The organism is Yersinia enterocolitica subsp. enterocolitica (assembly GCF_901472495.1).
In the GTDB taxonomy this organism is placed as follows: domain Bacteria; phylum Pseudomonadota; class Gammaproteobacteria; order Enterobacterales; family Enterobacteriaceae; genus Yersinia; species Yersinia enterocolitica.
On record NZ_LR590469.1, the window covers coordinates 2,700,979 to 2,724,997 of the forward strand.

The window sequence follows — 24,019 nt, forward strand, 5'->3', positions numbered from 1 at the left end:
CCACCTTATTTGCGGGCATGACGCCATCTTGGAGCTTAATAATCAGAATAAAGACCACCATCCGGTTTATGTATGGCTAAAACTATTCTGACTTGCCTCGCCTCCAAGGGATGGATGTTCACTCAGATATTTCAGTGAGGATTTAAAATCATCCAAGAGCAGCCCTGCGAAATCCATCTCGAACCCGCGGCGGCACATGATGCGCATAACCACCACATCTGACATCTTGCCACTAAGGGTAAATGCCGGAACCTGCCAGCCACGCAATCGTAAACGCTCGGAGAGGTCATATAGGGTATACCCCGCCTTGGCTCCTTTTTTGATGCGGAAACAAATCGCTGGAATGCCCTCGTATGGGCCACCGCTGCAATAGAATTCATAAGGCCCAAGCGGGGCTATTTCTTTGGCGAGGAATTCAGCTACCTGATAGCAGGCGCTTTGCACTTTGGTATAACCTTCACGTCCTAAGCGTATAAATTCATAATATTGGGAAATAACTTGCCCCGCCGGACGCGAAAAGTTGATAGCAAATGTGCCGACCTGCCCGCCAAGATAATCGACATTAAATATCAGCTCTTCAGGTAAAGCGGCAGCATCACGCCAAATAACCCAACCACATCCCAAAGGAGCCAGTCCGAATTTATGCCCGGAAGTGCTGATTGATTTAACCCGTGGCAAGCGGAAGTCCCACTCAATATCCGGCGCAACAAAGGGAGCTAAAAAGCCACCACTCGCCGCATCAATATGCATATCAATATCAAGGCCAGTATCTTTTTGCAGTTTATCCAGCGCATCATGCAAGGGTTTGGGTAGTTCATAATTACCGGTGTAAGTCACACCGAAAGTCGGCACTACACCAATAGTATTTTCGTCACAGGCCTCTATCATTCGCTGCGGATCCATAAATAATTGCCCTGGAATCATAGGAATTTCTCGAATTTCCACCTCCCAATAACGGGCAAATTTATGCCAACAAACTTGTACTGGCCCACAGACAAAATTAGGTTTATTGGTGGGTTTGCCTGCCGCTTCCATTTTTTTGCGCCAGCGCCACTTCATCGCCATGCCACCCAGCATGCAAGCTTCTGACGAACCAATGGTATTGGTCCCTACCCCTTGCGCGCCCTTTGGTGTAGGGGCATTCCACAAATCAGCCATCATATTCACACAGCGCATATCTATTGCCGCTGATTGCGGATATTCCTCTTTATCAATCCAGTTTTTATTTATCGAAAGATCCATCAGTTTGTGGACATTATCGTCATCCCACGTCTGACAGAATGTGGCGAGGTTTTGTCGCGCATTACCATCAAGAAATAGCTCATCACTGATGATTTGAAACGCAATATCCTCGCGCATCTCCTCTTTAGGGAACACCTTATTTTCTGAAATATTACGAATCGCTTTAGAGCCAAAGCGAGAGTCTAATAAATCTGAGCGATAATCATCCAGAGATTTTCTAGTCATTTCCTACCCCTATCCTAATTGATATAAGCATTCAATTAAAAATCAGTGAAATCAAATAACTATAGAAATTAAATTATTATTGAGCACAGAAAATATATCGACAGAGCACTATTATGATTTCACATGCTAATAAACGTTAGCACTGGAAAAAAAATGTGCCACTGCAAATACGAATATGTTTGCTTTAGGGATGGATGATTATTGTATTATTTTCATGCTAGTTTCTATTTATTAAGAAATTTGATGCACAGTCTTTTCGAAAATATATTTCTCCTTTTTTATCATTCAGGTTCAGTGAGTAAAACTATTTCTATAGTGAATGATTTAACGTTTAATCACTTTTTCCCGATGACAATCACGGGCATCCAGAACCTGACCTTGCTGGGAAGATACTGCCAATTTACTGATAGGTTGCCCACTCAGATTATCAACTAAAATAGAATGTTTCTCGCCCGCTGAAAATAGATGCTCTTCACCCCATTGGCGTAAGCTGACAATAATCGGGAATAATTGATGGCCCTTCTCAGTCAGCACATATTCATGGTAAGCGCTACCATCAGAGGCAGGAACCACCCGCAAAATTCCGTGTTCTACTAAATTGCGCAAGCGCCCCGCCAAGATATTTTTCGCCAATCCAAGATTGTGACGAAACTCGCCAAAGCGGCGGATCCCATCAAAAGCATCACGAATAATCATCAACGACCAACGATCCCCCAGGATCTCAAGTGTTCTGGCAACTGGACACTCTTCTGCGTCGGCCTGGTCTTCACTCATTTTAGACATTCTTCGACTCCGGTCTGGCGTGGAAAACTAGTTGCATATTAAAACCACCTCTGTTAAAAATCAATTAAGTGGTTTCAATTCGAAACCAGATTAAGTGTCAGGCATATTATGTCAACTGTAAAAGAACCGGCAAAAAACCGCATCCAGCTATTACCTAAACCGGCTTTTACGCCGCACCTCAGCTCAATCATGGTGCTGTTCTTTGCGATGGTATCTGCCATGGCTGTTGCCAATGTCTATTTTGCTCAGCCCCTACTGGACATTATGGCGGGGGAGCTGAACGTTAGCCCATCGACGATTGGTTTGGCGGTAACTCTGACACAAGCAGGTTATGCCCTGGGATTGATATTCATAGTACCGCTGGGTGATCTTTGGGATCGCCGAAAATTAATTATTGGGCAGCTATTGCTGTCTGCTGCGGCATTGATCTTGGCTAGCTTTGCCCCCACTTTTTCACTGCTACTGATGGCAATGCTGATTATCGGGCTGATGGCCGTTGTGGTGCAGGTGGTGGTAGCCTTTGCCGCAACCCTGGCTCCAGAGCAACAAAGAGGAAAAGTGGTGGGTAAAGTCACCAGCGGAATTGTTTTGGGGATCCTGTTGGCGCGCTTTATCTCTGGTGCAATGGCCGATTTTACCGGTTGGCGTTCGGTCTATTTTTGTTCTGCTGCAATGATGTTATTGATGGCGATAGTGCTCTATTTCGTGATGCCGCCCGCAGCTAAATCAGCTCCGTCATCCTATCGGCAACTGCTGCTTTCGCTGTGCGAGTTGTTCATCAATGAGCGTGAGCTTCGCATACGAGCCACCCTCGCATTGTTGATATTTATGGCGTTTAGTGTGCTATGGACCGCGATGGTGTTACCACTGAGCAGCCCATACTATGCTTTGTCTCATAGCCAGGTGGGATTATTTGGGTTGGCGGGTGTCGCGGGGGCATTAGCCGCAAGCCACGCTGGGCAACGTGCCGATCGGGGGCTGGGGGCGAAAACAACACAGATTGCCTTGGCGCTGCTGCTGCTTTCCTGGCTTCCTATCGCATTTTTGCCCCACTCACTGTGGTGGTTAGTTCTCGGCGTAGTGATATTGGATTTTGCCGTACAAGCGGTGCATGTCACCAATCAGAGCATCATATTTGCACTACGACCTGACGCCCAAAGCCGTTTGGTCGCGGGTTATATGCTGTTCTACTCGATTGGCAGTGCCATCGGGGCTATCGCCACAACTTGGGTATTTGCCCATGCTGGATGGTCAGGTGTTTGTATGCTTGGTGCGACAATAAGTGCCGTTGCAATCCTGTTTTTACATCTGACGTACAGGAAAGATTCCACATGTGTAATCAATTGAATATCATAAATTTTATTTATGCATCTATTGTTCGACCTATACTCATGTTAGTTATCTATAACTGAGTTCAGACCATACAGGAGTAATCGTTATGCTGAATATAGATCGGAAATACCTTCTGAGTATTGATGAAGGAACCTTAAAGAAACAACGGCTTATCATGCGAGTCATTGCCATATTACTGCTGCTCGGTGGGATTTTTTGTCTGATTAACCCATTAGCTTCCGGAGCTGCCCTGAGTATGATTATCGGTATTCTGCTGTTGCTCAGCGGGATCGCGATGATAGTTGGGATGATAGCCAATCGCACTAATAACCTTTGGCCAATGGTCACCGGTATATTGCTGGGAGTGGCATATATCGTAATGGGTTATGTATTCATTACCAACCCTGCGGTGGGAATGATAAGTCTGGCGATAGTGCTGGCGGTGCTGTTTGCCTTCGGTGGGGTCATGCGGCTGATAACCGGCTACAGAACATGGGGATTACCGGGCGCATGGCTGCATATTTTACTGGGGATATTGGACCTGGTTATTACCTATTTGCTGGTCAGTGCCGGGCCATTGATGTCAATCACCATGGTCACCACCTTGGTGGGGATTGAGATGCTGTTCAGCTCATTTAGCTGTTTTATGGTCGCGGGTTTATATAAACGCCAATCTTAATTCTTCTCCCTGAGCGGTATCGTGGGCTGCGATACCGCTGTCCTGTAAATATTTTCATGTTCTCGAACAATTATTGATACTCGCCGTGGGAACTGCCACAGTGATATCCGTCTACTCAAATTAATTAACCCCAACAAATATAGGCAGGTTGTGTGAAACTCACTGATTTTTTAATAGCTCTATTGATCACTGTCATCTGGGGCGTAAACTTTTCTATTATCAAACTTGGTCTAATTACCGCTGACCCGCTTATTTTAGCGGGTATTCGCTTCACTCTTTGCGCGTTACCAGCAGTCTTTTTTATTAAGAAACCAGATACTTCATGGCGTTATATAATAGGTTACGGACTCTTATTTGGCATCGGCCTGTGGGGCATTGTCAATCTGGGTATCAAAGCCGGCGTATCTGCTGGAATCGCCTCTTTAGTGCTGCAATTCGGTGCTTTTTTTACTCTGGTTCTTGGCGCATTCTTATTTCACGAGAATCTATCGAAATATCAATATATAGGTATTATCGTCGCGCTATTAGGGCTAACCAGCATCATATTTATCAGTGACGGTTCCGTGACATTTATTGGCCTGGCTTTGGTATTATGCGGTGCGGTAGTTTGGGGGTTAGTCAGCATTATTATTAAAAAATCCGATACTAAGCAGGTATTTTCATTTTTGGTGTGGTCGAGTTTATTCTCCCCTGTTCCACTATTCATACTGAGTTATCTCTTTAATGGGCCAAGTGGTTTTACTGAATTAGCTATTCATTTTAATACAACCACACTATTTTCTATTTTGTTTCAGGTTTATCCGAATACATTATTTGCCTATTGGGTGTGGAATTCATTACTCACCAAATACCCTGTTTCAGTGGTCGCGCCGTTATCCCTGTTAGTGCCGATTTTCGGTATGCTAGGCTCAGTGATGATTTTCAATGAAAGGATTCCATCCGGGAAAGTTATTGCGATGATATTCATTATTAGTGGACTAATTATCGGCTTATACGGCAAACGGCTGATGGGCCTACTAAAGAGAAAATCTTCAGTGGCCCTCATTGAATAAAACGAAGTCATATTCATGACGGCTATCACAATCAGCACATTGTGATTTCCCAAGCTGCGTTGCACCGTCTAAATTTGAATAAAAAATCTCATCCGACCACTTGCCGAAAGCAGTTGTAACGGAGAGGAATAACAATAATGGAGACTGCAATGTTAGCTTACCCTCACCTGCTCGCCCCCTTAGACCTTGGTTTCACCACCCTGAAAAATCGCGTTTTAATGGGCTCGATGCATACCGGGCTGGAAGAGTTGCCCGATGGCCCACAGCGCCTGGCCGCGTTCTATGCTGAGCGCGCTGCGGGCGGCGTCGGCTTGATTGTCACTGGCGGCATTGCTCCCAATAAAAAGGGCGTGGTGTATCAGGGCGCATCGGTGCTAAATGATGCCGCACAAGTGCCACACCATCAAATCGTGACTGATGCGGTGCATCGTGCAGGCGGTAAAATCGCGCTACAGATTTTGCATGCTGGCCGTTATAGCTATCAAAAACAGCCAGTTGCCCCCTCAGCATTACAAGCTCCGATAAACCCGTTTACCCCTCAGGAATTGAGTCACAACGAAGTGCTGCAAACTATTGCCGACTTCGCCCACTGCGCGCAGTTAGCCAGACAAGCGGGTTATGACGGCGTCGAGGTGATGGGGTCTGAAGGGTATTTGATTAATCAATTTCTGACTGCCAGAACTAATCATCGCAATGATGAATGGGGCGGTGACTTTACTCGTCGCATGCGTTTTGCCGTTGAAATCGTACGCGCCGTTCGAGCGGCAGCTGGCCCTGATTTTATCTTGATTTACCGCCTTTCTATGCTCGATTTAGTGGAGGATGGCTCCAGTTGGGATGAAATTGAACTGTTGGCGCGAGCAGTCGAACAAGCCGGTGCTACCTTGATTAACACTGGTATCGGCTGGCATGAAGCCAGAATTCCTACTATCGCCACCATGGTGCCACGCGCGGGATTCAGTTGGGTGACCCGCAAATTGATGGGGAAAGTGAATATACCGCTGATTACCACCAACCGGATCAATGACCCCGCAGTGGCAGAGCAAGTTCTGACCGACGGCTGTGCCGATATGGTGTCGATGGCACGCCCCTTCCTCGCCGATGCAGCTTTTGTGCAAAAAGCAGCTCAGGACAGGGCTGATGAAATTAACACCTGTATCGGCTGCAATCAGGCCTGTCTGGATCAGATTTTTGACGGCAAGCTGACTTCGTGCTTGGTCAACCCTCGCGCCTGCCGAGAAACCGAAATGCCCATATTACCGACAGAAGCGCCAAAACGGCTTGCCGTCGTCGGTTCTGGCCCAGCCGGATTAGCTTTTGCCGTCACCGCCGCCAGCCGTGGCCATCAAGTCACACTCTTTGATACAGCAACCGATATTGGCGGCCAGTTTAATATTGCCAAACAGATCCCCGGCAAAGAGGAGTTTTACGAAACACTGAGATATTTTCGCCGTCAATTAGTGCTTCATGGTGTTATTCAACAGTTGAATACCCCAGTTCAGCCGGAGCAACTGGCTGATTTTGATGAAGTGATCCTTGCTTGCGGTATTCAACCACGTTTACCTGCTATCAAAGGTATTGAGCATCCGAAAGTGCTAACCTATCTGGATGTTTTGCGTGATAAAAAGCCGGTGGGCGAGCGAGTGGCTATTATTGGTGCCGGTGGGATTGGGTTTGATACTGCCGAATATCTTTGCCAGTCGGGTGATTCCAGTAGCCTCGATAGCCGCGTATTCAGCCATGAATGGGGTATTGATCAAGATTTGGCCCATCGCGGCGGTTTATCTCCGGCCGGGGGCAAAGTCCATCCCTCACCACGGCAGATTTTTCTGTTACAGCGAAAAAGCAGTAAAGTGGGTGAAGGATTAGGAAAAACAACCGGTTGGATACATCGTACCAGTCTGGCGATGCGCGGAGTGAAAATGCTCAACAGTGTCAGCTACGAACGTATTGATGATGAGGGCTTGCATATCATTCGAGCAGAACAAGCCAGTTGCCTGCCGGTTGATACCATTATTATTTGCGCCGGTCAGGAGCCGCGGCGGGAGTTGCATCAACCCTTACTGGATATGGGAAAAACGGTGCATTTAATTGGTGGTGCTGATATCGCCGCCGAACTGGATGCCCGTCGGGCAATAGATCAAGGAACACGGCTAGCGCTGGCGATATAAGCATGAGCAAAAAGCGGGAAGTGGTAAATACCACAGCCGCAGCTTTAGACCCAAAAGAGATACCTACAGTCATGGGAATCGCAGGTAGCAACCCCGTAGCGCCCAGGACAATCGCCTCGGGGTTAATTTTTAGCAAAGGATTATCCAAAGTCATGGAGTCACAGGTAGGCAGCAAGCAAATCCCGATGAGCTGGCTCAAGTCAGTGATTCGGGTAAGTGCGCGCCGCTAACCCCCTGTGGCTTCAAGGACAAAGGATAATTAAAAATCGCTGTACGACATATCCAGACTACCACTACCACCGCCCTCAGAGCGCGATGAGGCCGTCTTCACTGCCTTAAGCACCATAAACTTCTGATTGGAATCCAACGTCTCGCAGTTACCGAATAACCGTTTCAGTTTATGGAAATAATCCAAATGACGGTTACCAACAATCATCAGCTCGCCCCCCACTTTCAGACAACGTTTGGCATCACAGAACATCTGCCAGGCCACATGATCACTGACCGCGTGTTGTTGATGGAATGGCGGGTTACATAACACCAGCTGTAAGCTCTCGCGCTCAACGCCAGCCAAACCATGACTCACCATAAATTCACAGCGCGACAAATCTTGCGGACGGTTATAGGTGACATTCAGCTCACTGGAGGCCACCGCCATGTACGATTCATCGACGAATAACATTTCTGCCAGCGGATTTTGCTCCAACGCGATTAAACCTACGACCCCATTTCCGCAACCCAGATCGGCTATTTTACCCTCAACATCATAGGGCAAGATTTCCATAAAGAAGCGCGCGCCGATATCCAAATTATTCCGAGAGAAAACGTTCGCATGATTATGAATAACATATTCAGTGTTTGCCAGCGGCCAATCGATCGTTTCCGGTGCCTCCTCAGCCAGAGGAATATCGGCCACCTCACAGTGAATCAGACGCGCTTTTTTCCATGCCAGCGTGGTTTTGGTCGGCCCGAGAATTTTTTCAAATAATTGCAGGGTTGAGTTATGCACATCACGCGACTTCGCCCCCGCAATAATCACGGTATCCGGCGCAACAACACGACGCAAAGCATGCAATTGATGCTCCAACAGCGCTAAAGCTTTAGGGATCTTAATCACCACCAGTTTAGGCGCTTGCGGCAAGGCATCCATACTGCTCAGCAATGTGACCGCATCTTCATCCAGATGGTTTAAACGTAAATTATGCGCAGTGGCCAGTTGGCTCATATAAGAGTCACTGACACTAAACGGACGATAAGCATGTAAAGCACAGGTCAGCGTACCGAACTGATCGTTAAACACCAGCACCGGGCGGCCATCAATTTGGTTTAAGTCAATGTTTTGTAGCAGATATTCATCTGCTGCTTCCCATGCCTGTAAGGTATTGGAATTTTCTTGTGGCGGGAAACGTTCAAGCTCAAAGCTTTGTGTCCCCAGTAAGACTTGGCTCATCACCGCTCCTGGCTTCTATTAGAAATAACAAATTTGGGCTGTTTATCCCCTAAAACGGGCGCTCAGTAAAATGTTTTTTTACTTAAATGCCGTTTTATACCCTAAATAATTCGAATTGCAGGAAGGCGGCAAGCGAGAGAGTCCCGATGAGCTTACATAAGTCAGTGATTCGGGTGACAAATCGGTCGGGAACTGATTTGAACGCTGTTTGCAGCGGCCTCGCAGAGGCGAAGCCATGGACGGGCCAAGTAACGAGCGTAGCCAACGCACATGCTGCTTGAAGTATGACGGATATAGCTGCAGGCCTGTCGCCTTCGATAACCGCCCTGGAGGAAGATTTTACTCTTTTGAGCTAAAAATATCCCGCTGAAGAATCATCATTAATAACCAGAGGAAATGAATTTTTATTATTAATAGACAACAATAGTAAACAAAAAGAAAATTAAGCATTATTAATAAATATTCCTTGCTTACAAGAATAAAAAGTCACAAATACTAAATCATATTGTCATATAATCCACAACCACAAGGTTTACTGTTTTATTCATTATACCATTGAATTAATCGTTACTCCCCATAACAATCAGTTATGGGGGGGGTAATTATTTATAAGGACTAGTGACATTAAATTATGGAAAATACAAATAACCCAAGAAGAAACATATTAAAACCCTCTACATCTAAACCAACCCACTCTGTTTTGAAAAAAACTGTTTTTAAAAAAAGCCCCATCGCTAAATTAGTCCTATTCGCATTGTTTATATGCGGGAGTTCTTCCGCTATCTCAGATGCAAAAAAAATCGCTCCCACCCACTCTGGGGTAGTTGATAAAGATGTCACTCTGAAATTAAAACAAGTAGCGAAAGATTCTATAATTAACGGAACTGGCAAATTAAAACTGACGGGAAATTCCCGAGCCTATAGTACCCAGGTTAATACCGGCGATATGCTTCCATTTCAGTTAGAAGACCAGAGTATCGCCATAGGCAATAAAATCTCTCATGGGTCTATTGAGGTAACCGATGATGCCAAAGCGCTAGGTACTGAAATTGGTTTGGTCAATGCAAAGCATGAAGTTAGAATCATAAACAATATTACTAAAAAATTTGAAGAACTTGTAACAATGCTTATACCCCCGCAGGGGCATGTTTTTGATAAAAAACTTGGAAGAATGGATATATCCCAGCAGGGGAAATCCAATCAGACAACTATTGGGATGCATGGCAGTTTATACCTTGGTGGTACTGGAATTGCGGAAAACACCCATATTCAGGAAGGGGGTGAACTGGTTGTTCAGAACTTACTAGATACCCCAACACTGAAAGATACGACGGTCTCAGGGGTATTAACAATCATGCATGGGAGTGATGTTTTACTGCAAGGTAAAACAGAGTTTTTACCTACGGCAAAATGGAATATAAAAAATAACGATATTATAAATGAGGGTCAACTTATATTCAGAAATGGGGGGGTGTTTTACGCTCGTATTGATGGAACAGGTTCATTAATCAAAGAAGATGCTAATACTTTAACTTTGCAAGGTAATGGGGATTCTAATATTCCAGATTATGTCTATTCTGGTGAGACATATATTAATAACGGTGATCTTTTGTTATCAAGTGCAATATTAATCGGCAGCCCAGTGATTGGCAAGAAAAATACAATGCTTATTCTAGCAAATGGTAGTCAACTCATCACTACAGTGCAAGGTGGTAATGTTTTTATCGGCAACAATAGCTTATGGGAAATGAGGGGAAACTCTAGCATAAATGACCTTACTATATCAGATACTGGAGTACTTAATTTTAACGATAAGAAGGTCGGTGATAAATTAATTATCGAAAGTAACTATGTTGGTCAGGGCGGCACCCTAATTTTCTATAGCAAGCTAGAGAGAGATGACTCCGAAACTGACCGTATGTTGGTCGAAGGTAATACATATGGCCATACCAAGGTTATAATTAATAATTTAGGCGGTGAAGGCGCACAAACTGATGTAGGCATTCTATTAATCGAGGTTAAAGGTGAATCTAAGGGTGAATTTGAACAAGATGGTCGTAATGTCGCCGGTGCATATGAATATTTTCTCAGACGTGGCAGTGAGGATGATCGTAAAAAAAACTGGTATATGATCAGTGATGCTGCAATTTTTGATAAGAAATCTATGGCAGGGGAAAAGATAGAGGAGGCTATACCAGAGTCAGAAGAAAATAAGACAAAGGTAAATCCACAGCTACCAGAGTTAGCGGAAAATGATGATTCAGATAAATTAGGCGATAGTTCGTATAAAGGTTCTGAGGGGCAAGAAAATCCGCCAACAAAAAGCATTGCAGCAACAGCACCACTAAACAAAGCCAAAGCTGTGAACAATAGCATTTCCCAAAAAATCTATCGGCCTGAAAATGGCAGCTATATTGCCAATCTCTCAATGGCGAGAAATCTATTCACCTCTGATTTAGACAATCGCTCTGGGAACTATAAATATAAAGATGCCGTTACCGGAGAATGGCGCACCTCCAGTATGTGGATACAGACTCAGGGCGGAATAAAGCAGTTTGGTAAAACCGTTGACCAACTGAATATCAAAGGAAAATACTACTCGATTCAGCTTGGCGGCGATGTTGCTCAGTGGGATATTGGCACGCAAGGCAACGGGCGAATCGGTATGTTGGCCGGAATGGGTAAAGCAACTAATCACAGCAAATCTAACATTACCGGTTATTACTCTAACGGTTCCGTTAATGGCTATAACCTTGGGGTGTATGCAACCTGGCTAACCGATCAACAAAATAAGACTGGGCTCTACATTGATACCTTGGCGCAATATAGCTGGTTTAACAATGCCGTTAACGGTCAAAAACTGGCAGAGGAAAAATATAAATCTTCCGGTTTCACCAGCTCAATAGAAAGCGGTTATACCTTTAATATTGGTAGTACTGAGCAATTGAGTTACTTCATCCAGCCTAATGCAAAAATTACTTGGGTAGGAATAAATGCTCAAACTCATACTGCAGCCAATAAAGACATCATCAATTATACGAATAGAGGCCAATTGATAACGCGTATTGGTGCCAAAACATACCTGCAAACCACCAATAATTCAGATCAACAATTCATGCCATTTATTGCTGTTAACTGGCTTCACCAAAATCACAATACCGGTGCACAACTTTCAGGGAAAAGTGTTGAGAACAGCAGCAAAAATAGCGCTGAATTCAAAATTGGCGTAGAAAGTAAAATTGACCAACGGTTGCATGCTTGGGCAAATATCAATCATCAGATTGGAAATTATAATACCAACGATACTAATGCTTTGGTTGGCATAAAATACGCTTTCTAATAACAACAAAAGATACCTGTAAATTTATTGCAGGTATCTTTCCTTCAGCAAGAATTCACCGGCTTTGTCTAACCCATCAGAAAACGTTATTATCACCATCAAGATACACAAAACCATTGGCAGCCAGAGCATATATATGCAGGAACTAACCTATCTGCAAGGTTATCCAGAACACTTACAGTCCCAGGTACAACAACTGATCAGCGAACAACGGTTGGGAGGTGTATTACGGCAACGTTACCCGCAACCTCATGATTACAATACAGATAAAATGCTGTATCAATATACGGTTGATTTAAAGAATCAATATCTGCGTAATGCTCAACCACTCAGTAAAGTAGCCTATGACAGTAAAATCCAGGTGATGAAACATGCGCTAGGGCTGCACACCGCTATCTCCAGAGTGCAAGGTGGTAAATTGAAAGCCAAAGCAGAAATCCGGGTCGCTACGGTATTTAAAAATGCCCCTGAAGCTTTTCTGAAAATGATTGTGGTGCATGAATTAGCACATTTGAAAGAGAAAGATCACAACAAAGCGTTCTATAGTTTGTGCTGCCATATGGAACCGCAATATCATCAATTAGAGTTTGATACGCGCCTTTATCTGACACACTTGGATCTGTTTGGCGCGATTTACTAGCCTTTAATAAACCAATCCGTTGCTTACGGGGCGGTTCTATGTGTTTTTCTTCTGTAGGAATGGAGTTCACTATGATTCGCTTCGCTGTTATTGGTACCAATTGGATCACCGCGCGCTTTGTTGATGCCGCCCACGAAAGTGGCAAAATGAAACTGGCCGCTGTTTACTCGCGTAAAGTGGAGCAAGCTAAAGAGTTTGGTGATAATTATAACGTTACTGAATGCTTTGATAATCTTGAAGCCATGGCGGCAAGCGATCAGATTGATGCGGTATATATCGCCAGCCCAAACGCCTTGCATTACTCTCAAGCCAAATTGTTCCTCAGCCATAAAAAACACGTTATTTGTGAAAAGTCATTAGCCTCTAATTTTGCAGAAGTTGAAGCTCTGGTTGCCTGTGCTCGCGAGCATCAAGTGGTATTATTCGAAGCATTTAAAACAGCCTATCTGCCCAATTTTACTCAGCTAAAACAGTCTCTGCCGCGTGTGGGGAAATTGCGTAAAGCTTTTATCAATTACTGCCAATATTCCTCACGTTACCAGCGCTATCTAAATGGCGAAAATCCTAATACCTTTAATCCAGCATTTTCAAATGGCTCTATCATGGATATCGGTTACTACTGCCTGGCAAGTGCTTTGGCATTATGGGGAGAGCCTAAATCCGTGCTGGCAAGCGCGAGTTTATTACCAAGTGGTGTTGATGCGCATGGTACGGTTTGCTTAAATTATGGTGATTTTGATGTGGTGATTATCCATTCAAAAGTGAGCCAATCCGATATTCCCAGTGAAATTCAGGGCGAAGATGGGTCATTGGTAATAGAAAGCATCTCTGAATGCCTATCTGTGGCCTTTACCCCCCGAGGCAGCCATTCACAAGATCTGACGCAGCCCCAGCATATTAATACTATGCTGTATGAAGCTGAGGTTTTTGCCAATTTGGTTGAAACCCATCAGGTGGAACACGAGGGTTTACAGTTGTCATTGCTGACGTCAAGAATTCAGACGGAGATCCGCCGCCAGACTGGTGTTATCTTCCCGGCGGATTCCCAACCACCGGCAGTAAGCTAATTTGCTTTCAGTGATTGACCTGCGAACCGTTTTCCATTATTTTTGCGCGGCAAAGGGGAGTAACTTCATTGCCGGTCTGCCGTCATTACGGTGCGAAAGCACCCGGTTACCGGGCAACCTCATTAATGTTGCGGCATCTGTTTAGATGCTTCTATACCCAAAATAATTCGAGTTCAGGATGATGGGTATGCATTAATAGAGTTGTAAGTGAGACCTTGCCGGAAGGCGAGGTTTGCTTGCAGCTCAGACATAGCGGCTGGCGTCTTCCGACGTTGGCCGTTTTTGTTTTTATGAGGTTCCTTAATGATGAATACCGTGGGTACTCCCTTATTGTGGGGTTGTTTTGCCGTTGTTGTGACAATTATGCTTGCCATCGACTTATTGTTGCAGGGGCGTCGTGGCTCACAAACCATGACTCTACGCCAGGCTGCCTGTTGGTCACTGGTGTGGGTGAGTTTGTCTTTGCTGTTTAACGCCGGTTTCTGGTGGTATCTGACCGAAACTATGGGCCGGGAAATCGCCGACAAACAAGCGCTGGCATTCCTGACCGGCTATCTGATTGAAAAAGCACTTGCTGTCGATAACGTCTTCGTCTGGCTGATGCTATTTAGCTATTTTGCTGTTCCTGCCAATTTGCAGCGCCGAGTACTGATTTACGGTGTATTAGGTGCGATCGTGCTGCGAACTATCATGATCTTCGCCGGAAGCTGGTTGGTATCGCAATTCAGTTGGATTTTGTACCTGTTTGGTGCCTTCCTCCTGTTTACCGGTATCAAAATGGCATTGGCAAAGGAAGACAATACACCGATCGGCGAGAAGGCACTGGTACGCTGGATTCGTAATCACCTGCGCATGACTGACGAGCTACATGGCGACCGCTTTACTGTGCGCAAAAATGGCCTGCTCTATGCCACGCCATTAGTATTGGTATTAATTCTGGTTGAACTGAGTGATGTGATTTTTGCCGTTGACAGTATCCCGGCTATCTTCGCTGTTACCACCGATCCCTTTATTGTTTTGACCTCTAACCTGTTTGCGATTTTAGGCCTGCGCGCTATGTACTTCTTGTTAGCAAACGTGGCTGAGCGTTTCTCCATGTTGAAATACGGTTTGTCCGTAATTTTGGTCTTTATCGGTGTCAAAATGATGATTATCGATCTGTTCCATATCCCTATTGGCATTTCATTAGGTGTGGTGGCAGGTATTCTTGCCCTCACATTGTTAATTAATATGTGGGCAAATCATCGTGCAGATAAGCGTTTAGCAGCAGATAATACTACCGATAAATAGTTAGCATTACGATACAATATATTATGTGGGGCGGTTACTGCCCCGCATTTATCTCGCTTATTTCGCCAGCAACCAAATGTTATTGCCATCACACAAATGTAAACAAAATGTTATGCAAATTTGATCTGCATTGGATTTTGCTGATTGTTTCTTTCCTGCTCAATAGATTCCCTTATACTGTCAAAGCAAACACACCCAGTTACAAATAATACAAAGTTACAGGTGTGAAAACTAAACACTAAGCCCCGTTCCGGCTGAGTGTTAAATAGGCAAAAAATAAAACAAGTTTAACTTGGGAAGAGGTATCACTGGAAACTATGGAAAATACACAGTCTGGCTTTATCGGATTTATTATCCGCGGCAGTTTGGTTAAGCAAATTCTGGTCGGTTTGATTGCCGGGATTATTTTAGCTTTGGTATCAACTCAGGCCGCACTGGCAGTGGGTTTGCTGGGTACATTGTTCGTCGGCGCACTAAAAGCGGTCGCCCCTGTTTTGGTGTTGATGCTGGTCATGGCCTCCATTGCCAACCATAAGCAAGGCCAAAAAACCAGTATCCGCCCTATTCTGTTTTTATATTTGTTGGGCACATTCTCTGCAGCCCTGATTGCGGTTGCTGTTAGCTTTATGTTCCCATCCACCTTGGTGTTAGCCACTCAGAATTCGGATATCGCCGCTCCGGGTGGAATTGTAGAAGTACTAAAAGGCTTGTTAAACAGTGTGATAGCCAACCCAATCCATGCGCTGCTGAATGCCAATTATATCGGTATTCTGGCCTGGGCTGTTGGTCTGGGTATTGCTTTACGTCACGCGGCAGATACGACCAAGGCATTGATTAATGATATGTCTAATGCCGTCACTGTGGTGGTACGGGTGGTTATCCGCTTCGCACCACTGGGTATTTTTGGTCTGGTAGCATCCACTATGGCCGAAACCGGCTTTGGTGTGTTGCTGGGCTATGCGCATCTGCTGGTGGTATTGATTGGCTGCATGTTATTAGTCGCATTAGTGGTTAACCCACTGATTGTTTACTGGAAAATCCGCCGTAATCCTTACCCACTGGTCTTCGCCTGCCTGCGCGAAAGTGGCGTCACTGCTTTCTTTACCCGTAGCTCAGCCGCGAATATTCCGGTGAATATGGAAATGTGTAAGAAGATGAACCTGAATGAAGATACCTATTCTGTCTCCATTCCATTAGGTGCCACCATCAATATGGCGGGTGCTGCTATCACTATTACCGTGTTAACACTGGCGGCGGTTCATACCTTAGGTATCGCAGTGGATTTACCAACCGCGCTGTTATTAAGTGTGGTGGCTGCTATCTGCACCTGTGGGGCATCCGGTGTTGCCGGTGGCTCATTGCTGTTGATCCCGCTGGCTTGCGGTATGTTTGGGATTCCTAATGAGATCGCTATGCAAGTGGTGGCGGTTGGTTTCATTATCGGCGTATTGCAGGATTCAGCTGAAACTGCGCTGAACTCGTCAACTGACGTCATTTTTACTGCTGCCGCCTGTCAGGCAGATGATGCCAGACTAGCCAATCCAGATCCGCTGGCGAGCCGTAAATCAGTCTGAAGCACATTATCGAGATAACTATCGGGGGCAATATGGCCCCCGTTTCTTATTATTTTGTGGCTTTATTTTCGACCAGAAAAGGGTCTATCCCTTGCCGTTGCAGACGATAAAAACGGATAATATTAAAGCCGTTAAGCAGCAAGAAACTGCCCTCAATCAATGACCCTCCGATCGACCCCAACCAGACGTTATGAATAACCCAACACACGGTGGATACCCACATCACACAGCGGGTTGTCAGGCCAGTGGTACGAAATATCGCCCAGGTGCTGATAACGGTGCCGAAAATTGGCAATATCTCGACTGCATGCTGCATACGCCAGAGACCAAAAGCCAATGTCAGAACAATAAATACCAGCATGGCAATACTGCTGCGGGTTTTAGCCGCGACCAAATTTCGCAGCGCATTAAGCATCGCACTGCTACCGGCAGCACTGGCCCCCATCAGGAAGAAATGGCAGCCAATAATGGCGCTGTAAGCAGAAAGTTGCAGCCTGAAACGCTGCTCGTCGCGGTTGAAAAACATGGTTATACCGACAAAAAATGCCAGTACACCAACGGCTTGAGCAAACCAATAGAAAGTCATGAGGGGATAATCCTGGTGTACGGTGACCGTACAAATTAATAAGCAAACGGCACTCCCCTTCGAGCTTGAAGCCGCAGGAACTCGCGGCCTGCGACTTCAATACCTCGGGTAGAGTGTCTTATTCATAAAAAATAAAACACCGTTTCACATTAATCAAAAGACACAATATTTACAAGGTTACACCGCTTTTAAAGATTGCCAGTTCACGGAAGTCATTCACTTCATTGCGCGCTGGTTTGCCGTTGGCAATGTCGACAATCAAATCAACAAACTCTGTCAGCAAATCATCCATTGACGTGCCGTGAATCAGTTTACCGGCATCGAAATCAATCCAGTGGGGTTTTTTAGCGGCCAATTCGCTATTAGTTGCCAGCTTAACTGTCGGTACAAAGCCGCCATAAGGTGTACCACGTCCGGTACTGAACAACACCATATGACAACCGGCGCCCGCTAATGCACTGGTTGCTACTGCATCATTACCCGGCGCACTGAGTAAATTCAGCCCAGGGTGCTGTAAACGCTCACCATACTTCAACACATCAACCACTTTACTCTGGCCCGCTTTTTGGGTGCAACCCAGTGATTTCTCTTCCAGCGTAGTGATACCGCCTGCTTTATTGCCCGGAGATGGGTTTTCATAAATCGGCTGGTTGTGCGCAATAAAGTACTGTTTGAAGTCATTCACCATACTGACAGTCTTTTCAAACGTCGCTTCATCACGGCAGCGGCTCATCAGAATCCGCTCAGCGCCGAACATTTCCGGCACTTCGGTCAGAACAGAGGTTCCGCCATTGGCAATCACATAGTCGGAGAAGCGGCCCAGTAATGGGTTAGCGGTGATACCAGATAACCCATCAGAACCCCCGCATTCCAGACCAAACTTGAGTTCACTCAACTTACCCGCAACCCGTTGGTCATGGCGCATGACCTGATACAAAGCATGCAGATGCTCAAGACCGGCTTCAACTTCGTCATCCTGCTGCTGACAGACCATAAAGTGCACGCGATCTTCATCAACCGGCCCCAAAGTGGTTTGGAAAACGTCTACCTGGTTGTTTTCACAGCCCAAACCAATGACCAGCACCGCACCAGCATTGGGGTGGCGCACCATGTTTTGCAGCATGGTGCGGGTATTTTCGTGATCCTGACCCAATTGTGAACAACCAAATGGATGGCTGAACAGATAGACCCCATCAATACCTTCCGCGTCTTGTGTTTCTTTCAGAAAACGTTGTTGGATCTGACGGGCGATCCCATTCACGCAACCTACCGTTGGAATAATCCACAGTTCGTTGCGCACCGCCACATCACCATTGGCCCGGCGATAGATCTGCACTTCGCGATCTGCCATTTGTGGCGGTAACTCGCTGAATTCTGGCTGATACTGATACTCATCCAGATCGCTGAGGTTAGTTTTAGCATTTTGCGAATGAATATGTTCGCCGGGCTGGATCAGGGTTAATGCATGGCCGATCGGCAAACCATACTTAACGATCATTTGCCCCGGTGCAATGGCCGTTAAAGCAAATTTATGACCACGCGCTACTGGTTGAGCCAATTTAACACTGAATTCTCCAATTTCGAGAACATCATCAGCAGCTAAATCTTGCAGTGCGACAGCCACATTATCCAACGGATGAATTTTTATAATACTTTGCATAGTTAAACCTTTAGCTGTATGCCGCGACCGCAGCTCTCATTCCGCTGTCAATGATGGTTTGTAGTTGTTCTGTCACTTGATTTGCCAGTTGTGGTACCGCCGTCAGATCCTGCCCCCAATGGGCGGTATCAGACAGTACCGTGTTAACCAATTCAGCCAGCTTGATATCGCCGTGCTTTACACCATTCCACAAGGTGGAATAGCGCTCCAGCCAGTGAGCATCATCCTGTAACGGGTAAGTTTGACCATCACGTTCACCACGATAAAAGGCAATCAGAGCGGCCAGTGCAAAAGTCAGGCGTGGCGGCAACTTGCCTTGCTGCTGCTGATAAGTTAGCAATTGCGGCAAAATGCGGGTGCGGAATTTGGTCATACCATTCAAGGCAATAGACAACAACTGATGCTGAATGAACGGGTTACGGAAACGGCTCAATACCGCCTGAGAGAATGACAACAACTCGTCTTCCGGTAAATCCAATACCGGCACAATCTCTTCAGTAATGGTTTTCTCAACGAAGCTGCTGATTTGCACGTCATCCATCGTCTGACCAACAGTGTCCAGCCCAGACAGATAAGCCACTGGCACCAGAGCAGTGTGCGCACCGTTCAGAATCGCAACTTTGCGTTCTTTATAAGGTTTGATGTCATCGACGATACGGACATTCAGATCTAACTTATCGAGGCGAAGCTCTTGTGCTAATTCTTTTGGCCCTTGGATAACAAATAGATAGAAGTATTCGGCGGTATCCAGGAAGCTGTCTTGATAGCCTAATTCGGCTTGCAGTGCTGCCACTTCATCACGTGGGTAACCCGTCACAATGCGGTCAACCAATGTGGAGCAGAAGGTGTTGTTCTCAGTCAACCACTGGGTAAATGCCGCAGGCAGTTGCCAATGGCTGGCATAGCGCAGAACTAACTCACGCAGCGCTTCACCATTATAATCAATCAGTTCGCAAGGCAGCAGCACCCAACCTTTATCCGCCGCACCGGAGAAATGCTCAAAACGCTCGAACAGTAAACGAGTCAATTTCGCTGGGAAAGAACTTGGCGGTGCATCGCTGAATTGATCCGCTTCGTTCCAGGCAATACCGGCTTCGGTGGTGTTCGAAAACATAAAGCGAATATTAGGATCACGGGCCAGCGCCAGATATTCATCAAACTGGCGGTAAATATTAATTTCACGGTTAACCGAGCGGATCAGGCGGGATTCACGCACCGCTTCGCCTTGTTCGTTCAGACCGCGGATCACCGCAGTATACAGGCCATCCTGAGTGCTGAGTGACGGTGGAAAATCGGTGTCAATCGGGCGGATCACCACAATCCCGGCATTTAGATCGGTATGCTCATTCAGTAAATCGATCTGCCAGTCAACAAAGGCTCGCAGGAAGTTACCTTCACCGAATTGAATGATTTTGTCAGGATGGCTACGGCCAGGAAAGTCACGACGGTTCAAAGTTTGCATCAGGATTCACCTCATAACGCATACAGCCGGGCGTTAAATAATCAATATGTTAATGTTATAAGGGGCTGATATTCAGCCCCGAGATTGTTATTAGCTATTCATCACAGAAGCAGTTCGACGATTACAATTCGATGGCGAAATATTGCTTGGCGTTATCAAAGCAAATGTTTTTCACCATAGAACCCAGCAGCTCAATATCTGCCGGAGCCTCGCCATCCTCGACCCAACGGCCAATCATTTGGCACAGGATGCGACGGAAGTATTCATGGCGGGTATAAGACAAGAAGCTGCGGCTATCAGTCAGCATGCCGACAAAACGGCTCAGTAAGCCAAGCTGTGCCAGTTGGGTCATTTGACGTTGCATGCCATCTTTTTGGTCATTGAACCACCAGCCAGAACCAAACTGCATTTTCCCGGCAGCGCCTTCGCCCTGGAAGTTGCCCACCATAGTGCCGATCACTTCGTTATCACGTGGATTCAGGCAGTAAAGGATGGTTTTTGGCAGTGCATTACGCAGGCCTTGCGCATCCAATAAGCGAGATAAAGGTTGAGCCAATGGCTGGTCATTGATGGAGTCAAAGCCGATATCCGGCCCGACCAGATTGAACATGCGGCTGTTATTGTTGCGCAGTGCACCGATGTGATATTGCTGCACCCATTCACGGCGGTGATATTCGCCAGACAGGAAGAGCAACACGGCTGTTTTGAACTGCGCGGTTTCTTCAGTACTTGGCTGATTACCCGCCAGACGGCGAGCAAGGATACCGTCCAGAGTCGCTTCATCTGCTTCACCGTAAACCACCACATCCAACGCATGATCAGACACTTTGCAACCGTGAGCGGCAAAGTGATCCATACGTTTATTCAGCGCGGTACACAAATCGGCGAAGCGACTAATTGACGTGTCAGCGGCAGCTTCCAGACGCTGCATATAGTCATTGAAACCTGCGGCTTCAATATTGAAAGCTTTATCTGGCCGCCAGCTTGGCAAGACTTTGATATTGAAACTGCCGTCAGCAGCAATCGCTTTATGGTGGCGTAAGTCATCAATCGGGTCATCAGTAGTACCAACCATTTTGACATTCATCTTCTGCATGATACCGCGGGCAGAGAAGCTATCCTGAGCCAGCAGTTCGTTTCCGCGCTGCCAGATTTCGTCAGCGGTGGCTGGGGACAATAACTTACCTGTAATACCAAACGGACGGCGTAATTCGAGATGCGTCCAGTGGTAGAGCGGGTTACCAATAGTATGAGGAACCGTTGCCGCCCAAGCATCAAACTTCTCGCGGTCACTGGCATCACCGGTACAGAAACGCTCAGCCACACCATTAGTGCGCATCGCACGCCATTTATAGTGGTCACCTTTCAACCAGATGTCATACAGATTCTTAAAACGAGTGTTTTCTGCAATCTGTTCTGGGGGTAAATGGCAGTGATAATCATAGATCGGCTGATCTTTTGCATAGTCATGATAGAGACGACGGGCAAATTCGGTGTCGAGCAAAAAGTCTTCGGTCAAAAACTGCGCCATATTAGGTTCCTCACTTGAGTACATCTAGAGTACTGCTTTCTGTTATCGCGAAGTTATCACACCAATTTCATCTATCGTCCAGTATTTTTTGTAGATAGAGATCGCAAAAATCTAACAAAAAGAACAAATACCCAACATTTATAGTCCATTTAGTCCCTTGCGGCACTAAGTCTGCTGGGTTCTATTATTCCCTAATTGAAAAGTGGTTTTTGTGATATCACTCAACTTTTAAATCTGTATGACAAGTTATTGTTGCGTCGCCATCAGTCATCTCATTCGTCATGTTCATCAAACGCACTGATTTGACCTCAATGGAAATACCGAAGAGTGAGCGCCGTACCAGCACTACGGCCTCAAACAAGAGAAGGGATAGCCAAAGAGTTGAAGTTGGCACAGCACGGCCAGCCTCAATTTAATAAGAAGAGCCAGGTACCACCGCGATGTCGGATTGGACCAAATTGCGCCATGAAACGTCACGACAGGCGGCGTTTCATGGCAGTAATCTAAGACTGGGAGAAGTTATAAATGATGCGTAAAATTAAAGGCTTACGCTGGTACATGATCGCTTTGGTCACCGTTGGCACCATATTAGGTTACCTAACACGTAACGCTATTGCCGTTGCCGCACCAACGTTGCAAGAGCAGTTACATATCACCACTCAGCAATATTCTTATATTATCGCCGCTTATTCAGCCGCTTACACCCTAATGCAACCGGTAGCCGGTTATATTCTGGATGTGATGGGGACGAAAGTCGGTTATGCCATGTTTGCCGTTATGTGGGCCATATTCTGTATGAGTACCGCATTAGCCAGCAGCTGGGGGGGTTTAGCGATCGCTCGTGGTGCTGTGGGTGCAGCAGAGGCAGCGATGATCCCTGCGGGTCTGAAAGCAACCAGTGAATGGTTCCCGGCAAAAGAGCGTTCTATTGCTGTAGGTTATTTCAACGTAGGTTCTTCTATCGGCGGCATGATTGCACCACCATTAGTGGTGTGGGCTATCGTGATGCACAGCTGGCAGATGGCATTTATCATCACCGGTGTCCTCAGCCTGATTTGGGCCATTGCCTGGCTAATCCTGTACAAGCACCCGAAAGATCAGAAAAAACTGTCTGATGAAGAACGCGAGTACATCCTGAGTGGTCAGGAAGCGCAACACTCTACAGCAAACTCCAAAAAGATGTCTGCACTACAGATTATCCGTAACCGCCAGTTCTGGGGTATTGCGATCCCACGTTTCCTGGCAGAACCAGCTTGGGGGACATTCAACGCGTGGATCCCACTGTTCATGTTTAAAGCTTATGGCTTTAACCTGAAAGAAATTGCCATGTTTGCCTGGATGCCAATGCTGTTTGCCGATCTGGGCTGCATTCTCGGTGGTTACCTGCCACCTCTGTTCCAGAAATACCTGAAAGTTAACCTGATTGTGTCACGTAAGTTAGTGGTAACAATGGGCGGCTTGTTGATGATTGGGCCAGGGACTATTGGCCTGTTTACCAGCCCTTATGCTGCTATCGCCTTATTGTGTGTTGGGGGCTTTGCTCACCAATCACTGTCTGGCGCACTAATCACACTGTCTTCTGACGTTTTTGGTCGCAACGAAGTGGCCACCGCCAACGGCTTGACGGGAATGGCGGCCTGGACTGCCAGTACCATGTTCGCTCTGGTGGTAGGTGCTTTGGCAGATACTATGGGCTTCAGCCCACTGTTTGCCGCACTGGCAGTGTTTGACGTGTTGGCAGTAGTGGTTATCTGGACGGTACTGCAAAACCGCCCGGCAGCCGAACCGGCTATCGATCCGGTACAACAAACACCAGCCGGACAGAATTAATCCATACCATGATTTGAAGTTGTAGACATCACCAGCCCGGTAAAATCTGCCGGGCTTTTTTATACCCGCCCTCCCCCTTTTACCGCACATTTTCCATCATAACTG

The 24,019-nt window shown here is 46.2% G+C and carries 17 protein-coding genes; 10 read left to right on the plus strand and 7 right to left on the minus strand.

The features are described from left to right. Positions 1 to 66: 66 nt before the first annotated feature. Both gad and FGL26_RS12870 read right to left on the minus strand, forming a co-directional pair. Positions 67 to 1,467, minus strand: a complete 1,401-nt coding sequence (gad, locus tag FGL26_RS12865) for a glutamate decarboxylase (protein ID WP_005174163.1) — start codon at positions 1,465 to 1,467, stop codon at positions 67 to 69. A 324-nt stretch (positions 1,468 to 1,791) separates the two neighbouring features. Then, the gene (locus FGL26_RS12870) at positions 1,792 to 2,250 is read right to left on the minus strand and encodes a winged helix-turn-helix transcriptional regulator (RefSeq protein ID WP_005174164.1); all 459 of its coding nucleotides are present in this window, start codon (positions 2,248 to 2,250) and stop codon (positions 1,792 to 1,794) included. Between the two features lie 108 nt (positions 2,251 to 2,358). On the opposite strand from FGL26_RS12870, the gene FGL26_RS12875 reads away from it, so the two are divergent. The 4 genes from FGL26_RS12875 to FGL26_RS12890 all read left to right on the plus strand — a co-directional run bounded on the left by FGL26_RS12875 (position 2,359) and on the right by FGL26_RS12890 (position 7,484). Then, on the plus strand, positions 2,359 to 3,597 hold the full coding sequence (locus FGL26_RS12875) for an MFS transporter (protein WP_005174165.1): 1,239 nt from the start codon (positions 2,359 to 2,361) through the stop codon (positions 3,595 to 3,597). Positions 3,598 to 3,688: 91 nt separating this feature from the next. After that, complete coding sequence (locus tag FGL26_RS12880; RefSeq protein WP_005174166.1) at positions 3,689 to 4,261, plus strand: HdeD family acid-resistance protein; 573 nt, start codon at positions 3,689 to 3,691, stop codon at positions 4,259 to 4,261. A 152-nt stretch (positions 4,262 to 4,413) separates the two neighbouring features. Beyond that, positions 4,414 to 5,313 (plus strand): EamA family transporter, encoded by a 900-nt coding sequence (locus FGL26_RS12885; protein ID WP_005174175.1) that lies wholly within the window; start codon positions 4,414 to 4,416, stop codon positions 5,311 to 5,313. Positions 5,314 to 5,462: 149 nt separating this feature from the next. Then, the gene (locus tag FGL26_RS12890; protein ID WP_005174177.1) at positions 5,463 to 7,484 is read left to right on the plus strand and encodes an oxidoreductase; all 2,022 of its coding nucleotides are present in this window, start codon (positions 5,463 to 5,465) and stop codon (positions 7,482 to 7,484) included. 259 nt (positions 7,485 to 7,743) lie between these two features. On the opposite strand, the gene rlmG is transcribed toward FGL26_RS12890, so the two are convergent. After that, positions 7,744 to 8,934, minus strand: a complete 1,191-nt coding sequence (gene rlmG, locus FGL26_RS12895) for a 23S rRNA (guanine(1835)-N(2))-methyltransferase RlmG (RefSeq protein WP_005174180.1) — start codon at positions 8,932 to 8,934, stop codon at positions 7,744 to 7,746. 631 nt (positions 8,935 to 9,565) lie between these two features. Between rlmG and FGL26_RS12900 the strand changes: the two genes are divergently transcribed. From FGL26_RS12900 to sstT, 5 genes are all read left to right on the plus strand, one after another. Next, positions 9,566 to 12,274, plus strand: coding sequence for an autotransporter outer membrane beta-barrel domain-containing protein (locus FGL26_RS12900; protein WP_005174181.1), 2,709 nt, complete (start codon positions 9,566 to 9,568; stop codon positions 12,272 to 12,274). 136 nt (positions 12,275 to 12,410) lie between these two features. Beyond that, positions 12,411 to 12,914: a M48 metallopeptidase family protein gene (locus FGL26_RS12905; protein WP_005174182.1), complete on the plus strand. Its 504-nt coding sequence runs from the start codon at positions 12,411 to 12,413 to the stop codon at positions 12,912 to 12,914. Positions 12,915 to 12,985: 71 nt separating this feature from the next. After that, positions 12,986 to 13,981 carry a Gfo/Idh/MocA family protein gene (locus FGL26_RS12910; RefSeq protein WP_005174184.1) on the plus strand — a complete coding sequence of 332 codons (996 nt, stop codon included), beginning with the start codon at positions 12,986 to 12,988 and terminating at the stop codon, positions 13,979 to 13,981. Positions 13,982 to 14,284: 303 nt separating this feature from the next. Continuing rightward, on the plus strand, positions 14,285 to 15,271 hold the full coding sequence (locus FGL26_RS12915; protein ID WP_032903101.1) for a TerC family protein: 987 nt from the start codon (positions 14,285 to 14,287) through the stop codon (positions 15,269 to 15,271). A gap of 317 nt (positions 15,272 to 15,588) precedes the next feature. Then, positions 15,589 to 16,845, plus strand: a complete 1,257-nt coding sequence (sstT, locus tag FGL26_RS12920) for a serine/threonine transporter SstT (protein ID WP_138060243.1) — start codon at positions 15,589 to 15,591, stop codon at positions 16,843 to 16,845. Between the two features lie 49 nt (positions 16,846 to 16,894). Here sstT and FGL26_RS12925 read toward each other — a convergent pair whose 3' ends face one another. From FGL26_RS12925 to uxaC, 4 genes are all read right to left on the minus strand, one after another. Further along, on the minus strand, positions 16,895 to 17,431 hold the full coding sequence (locus tag FGL26_RS12925) for a YgjV family protein (protein ID WP_005174190.1): 537 nt from the start codon (positions 17,429 to 17,431) through the stop codon (positions 16,895 to 16,897). Between the two features lie 169 nt (positions 17,432 to 17,600). Next, positions 17,601 to 19,091, minus strand: coding sequence for a UxaA family hydrolase (locus tag FGL26_RS12930; RefSeq protein WP_005174191.1), 1,491 nt, complete (start codon positions 19,089 to 19,091; stop codon positions 17,601 to 17,603). Between the two features lie 10 nt (positions 19,092 to 19,101). Further along, on the minus strand, positions 19,102 to 20,553 hold the full coding sequence (locus FGL26_RS12935; RefSeq protein WP_005174192.1) for a tagaturonate reductase: 1,452 nt from the start codon (positions 20,551 to 20,553) through the stop codon (positions 19,102 to 19,104). Positions 20,554 to 20,674: 121 nt separating this feature from the next. Next, positions 20,675 to 22,084: a glucuronate isomerase gene (gene uxaC / locus FGL26_RS12940; protein WP_005174193.1), complete on the minus strand. Its 1,410-nt coding sequence runs from the start codon at positions 22,082 to 22,084 to the stop codon at positions 20,675 to 20,677. Between the two features lie 525 nt (positions 22,085 to 22,609). Between uxaC and FGL26_RS12945 the strand changes: the two genes are divergently transcribed. Next, positions 22,610 to 23,914: an MFS transporter gene (locus FGL26_RS12945; RefSeq protein ID WP_011817242.1), complete on the plus strand. Its 1,305-nt coding sequence runs from the start codon at positions 22,610 to 22,612 to the stop codon at positions 23,912 to 23,914. Positions 23,915 to 24,019: the final 105 nt, after the last annotated feature.